The sequence below is a fragment of the Nocardiopsis listeri genome (genome assembly GCF_020741345.1).
In the GTDB taxonomy this organism is placed as follows: domain Bacteria; phylum Actinomycetota; class Actinomycetes; order Streptosporangiales; family Streptosporangiaceae; genus Nocardiopsis; species Nocardiopsis listeri_A.
In genome coordinates, this window is record NZ_DYZD01000226.1 from 1 (window position 1) to 4596 (window position 4596).

Annotated in this window: 1 protein-coding gene; it reads left to right on the forward strand. The window is 68.4% G+C overall.

The features are described from left to right. Positions 1–4542 (forward strand): NAD-glutamate dehydrogenase (locus K8V84_RS12215; protein ID WP_304074261.1); only part of this gene is annotated, 4542 nt, incomplete at its 5' end. Between the last annotated feature and the right edge of the window lie 54 nt (positions 4543–4596).

Sequence of the window (4596 nt, forward strand, 5' to 3'; positions counted from 1 at the left end):
ACCATGGCCCTCGCCGACCTCGGCGCGGGCGTGCGCGCCGTCATCCACCCCCAGATGACCGTCGGACGCGACCTCTCCGGCCGCCTGCTCGAGGTCGACCCGGAGATCGGCGGCGACGGCCTGCTGCCCATCGACGAGTCCTGGATGCACATCGAGATCGACCGGCAGGGCGATCCCGAGCGCGTCAAGGAGATCACCTCCCGCCTGGAGACCGTCCTCGGCGACGTCCGTCACGTGGACGAGGACGCCGCCAAGATGAGCGACCGGATCCGTCGGATCGCGGACGAGCTCTCCGCCGACCCCCAGCCCCTGGTCGCCGGCGGCGTCGACCCGCGCGAGATCGACGAGAGCGTCGACTTCCTGCGCTGGCTCGAGAGCCGCCACTTCACCTTCATGGGATACCGCGAGTACGCCTTGGTCACCGACGAGAACGGTGACGACCACCTGCGCCCGGAGCCGGGCACCGGCCTGGGCATCCTGCGCATGGACCCGCCGTCCTCCACCGGTTACGCGGCCCTGCCGCCCGAGATCCGCGCCAAGGCCCGTGAGCCCTACATCCTGGTCCTGACCAAGGCCAACTCGCGCGCCACCGTCCACCGTCCCAAGTACCTCGACTACATCGGCGTCAAGAAGTTCGACGCCCAGGGCAACATCGTCGGTGAGCGTCGCTTCCTCGGCCTGTTCACCTCCCAGGCCGACAACACGGGCATCGGACAGATCCCGATCCTGCGTCGCAAGCAGGCCGAGGTGCTCGCCCAGGCAGGGTTCGACGCCGAGAGCTACAACGGCAAGGACCTCATCGAGCTGCTGGAGACCTTCCCCCGCGAGGAGCTCCTGCAGATTCCGGTCGGCGAGCTCTACAACATCGTCCGGGGCGTCCTGCGCCTGCGCGAACGCCGCGGCACCAAGCTCTTCATGCGCCGTGACCCCTACGGGGGCCGGTACATGTCCTGCTTCGTCTACATGCCGCGCGACCAGTACAGCACCCGTGTGCGCCTGGACATCCAGAAGGTCCTCACCGAGGCCTTCCAGGGCGCCACGATGGACCACAACGTGATGATCGGCGCCGCGCCGCTGGCGCGCCTGTACCTGGTCGCCCGGGCCGAGCACGGGCGCACACTCGCCGACATCGACCAGGTCGCCCTGGAGGAGAAGGTCCGCGAGGCCGCCAGGTCCTGGGACGTCGACTTCGACGACGCGCTCGTGGACGAGTTCGGTCCCAGCCGGGCCACCGGCTTCAAGGAGCGCTACGGCGCCGGTCTCACCGAGGCCTACAAGGTCGACAACAGCCCGGTCACCGCGGCCAAGGACATCGAGCGCGTCGAAGACCTCCTGAAGCGTTTCCCGGTCGACGAGCGCAGCGGTGAGTTCTCCGCCGCGCTCTACCGGGACGACGACGAGACCAACGACACCGCCTGGCGGTTCCGTCTGGTCCGCCTGGACGAGCCGCTCTCGCTCTCCCGTGTCCTGCCGGTCCTGGAACACCTCGGTGTCGAGGTGGTGGACGAACGTCCCTACTCCCTCGAAGTGGAGGGTGTGGGCAGGATCTGGATCTACGACTTCGGACTCGGTGAGTTCCCCGCCTCGGACCTGCCGCCCGAGCGCATGAGGGTCCTCTTCGAGGAGGCCTTCGACGCCTCCTGGCGCGACCGGGCCGAGTCCGACCGCATCAACGCGTTGGTCGTCCGGGCCGGGCTCGACTGGCGTCAGCTCACCGTCCTGCGCGCCTACGGCAAGTACCTGCGTCAGACCGGATCCACCTTCACCCCGGACTACCTCGCCGACGTCCTCGTCGCCAACGCCGGGGTCACCAACCTCCTGATGGAGTTCTTCGAGGCCCGCTTCGACCCGGACCGGCCCGACGAAGGGCGCGAGGAACGCGCCGACACGTTGGTCGCCAAGATCGAGTCGGAACTGGAGGGTGTGGCCAGCCTGGACCACGACCGCATCCTGCGCTCGTTCCTCGCCGTCATGCGGGCCACCCTGCGCACCAACCACTACCAGCACGGTTCCGAGGAACGGCTGGTGTTCAAGCTCAACCCGCAGCAGATCCCGGACCTGCCGCAGCCGCGACCCCGGCTGGAGATGTACGTCTACTCGCCGCGGGTGGAGGGCGTCCACCTGCGCTTCGGTACCGTCGCCCGTGGCGGCCTGCGCTGGTCCGACCGCTTCGAGGACTTCCGCACCGAGGTCCTCGGCCTGGTCAAGGCCCAGATGGTGAAGAACTCCATCATCGTTCCCGCCGGCGCCAAGGGCGGGTTCGTCTGCAAGCGCCTGCCCTCGGGCGGCGGCCGTGAAGCGGTGATGGCCGAGGTCGTCTCCTGCTACAAGCAGTTCATCAGCGCCCTGCTGGACATCACCGACAACCTCGTCGACGGTCGGCTCGTCCACCCCGACCGCACCGTTCGGCACGACGGCGAGGACTCCTACCTGGTGGTGGCCGCGGACAAGGGCACCGCGTCCTTCTCCGACATCGCCAACGGCATCTCCGCCGAGCGCGGCTTCTGGCTCGGCGACGCCTTCGCCAGTGGTGGCTCGGTGGGCTACGACCACAAGGGCATGGGCATCACCGCCCGCGGTGCTTGGGAGTCGGTCAAGTACCACTTCCGCGAGCTGGGCGTGAACGTCCAGGAGGAGCCCTTCACCGCCGTCGGTATCGGCGACATGTCCGGTGACGTGTTCGGCAACGGCATGCTGCTGTCGAAGCAGATCAAGCTCGTTGCGGCCTTCGACCACCGGCACGTCTTCCTGGACCCCGAACCCGACCCGCGGACCTCCTGGGTCGAGCGGGAGCGCCTGTTCAACCTGCCGCGCAGCACCTGGGAGGACTACTCCGCGGACCTGATCTCCGAGGGCGGCGGCGTGTACCCGCGTTCGGCCAAGTCGGTCCCGATCACCCCACAGGTCCGAGAGGTCCTGGGCATCGACGAGGGCGTCACCGAACTCACCCCGGACGAGCTCATCCAGCGCGTCCTGACCTCGCCGGTGGACCTGCTCTGGAACGGTGGCATCGGCACCTACGTCAAGGCGGGCTCCCAGAGCCACGCGGAGGTCGGGGACAAGGCCAACGACCCCGTGCGCGTGAACGGGGCGGACCTGCGGGTGAAGGTGGTCGGCGAGGGCGGCAACCTGGGCATGACCCAGCCGGCCCGGATCGAGTACGCCCGCAACGGCGGCCGACTCAACGCCGACTTCATCGACAACTCCGCCGGTGTGGACACCTCCGACCACGAGGTCAACATCAAGATCATGCTCGACCGCGAGGTGCGGGCGGGCGAACTCGACAAGGACGAACGCGACCGGCTGTTCATCGACATGACCGACGAGGTCGCCTCGCTGGTCCTGGACAACAACTACGCCCAGAACACGGTGCTGGCCGCCGCGCGCAAGCAGAGCTACGAGATGCTGCACGTCCACGGCCGTTACATGCGTCACCTGGAGCGCACCAAGGTCCTCAAGCGCAAACTGGAGGACCTGCCCTCCGACAAGGCCATCGCCGAGCGTCGCGCCGCGGGCAAGGGGCTGACCGGCCCCGAGTTCGCCACGCTGCTCTCCTACACCAAGATGAGCCTCAAGGAGCAGATCGCACTGTCGGACCTGGCCGACGACCCCTACCTGGCGCCGACCCTGACGGACTACTTCCCGAAGCCGCTGCGCGTGGAGGCCTTCGCCGAGGAGGTGGCCGCGCACCCGCTGCGCAAGGAGATCATCGTCAACCAGGTGACCAACCAGTTGGTCAACCGGTCCGGGATCACCTACGCCTTCCGCCTCAACGAGGAGCTGGGTTCCAGCGCCGCCGACATCGCGAGGGCCTACCTGGTGACCCAGGAGGTCCTGGGACTTCGGAAGCTGTGGGGTGAGATCGAGGACCTCGACCACGAGATCGCCGTGGACAGCCAGCTCGTCCTGTTGTTGGAGGCCCGCAAGCTCGCCGAGCGTTCCACGAGGTGGCTGCTGCGCAACCGCAGCTTCCCGTTCGACATCAGCACCGAGATCGGCTTCTTCGCCGACGGTGTGGGAGAGGTGCTGCCGCAGCTGGTCGACCTGCTGCGCGGCCGCGACCGGGAGGCGTTCGAGGAGCGTCGCGACCGGTACGTCTCCCGGGGGGTGCCCACCGGGCTCGCCGAGCGCATCGCGGTCATGGTGCCGGCCTACTCCACACTGGACTTGGTGGAGATCGCGCACCGCACCGAACGTCCGGTGGGCGAGGTGGCCGCGCTCTACTTCGAGCTGGCCGACCGCTTCAACCTCAGCTGGTGGCGTGAGCGGATCATCGATCTGCCGCGTGACGACCGCTGGGCGACCATGGCCCGAGGTGCCCTGCGCGACGACCTGTACGCCGTGCACGCCGACCTGACGGCGCGGGTCCTGGAATCCGGCGACTCCACGTCCGCGGGTGAGCTCATCGCCGACTGGGTGAAGGCCAACGAGAGCGCCGTGCAGCGATCCGGGATCACCCTGTCGGAGATCCAGGAGAACGAGCGCTTCGACCTGGCCACCCTGTCCGTGGCCCTGCGCTCCATCCGTTCCCTGGTCGACTAGGGAGAGCGGAGTGGGGCACACGGAGTGTCCCGAGCGGGCCCCGCGCCGTCCGGT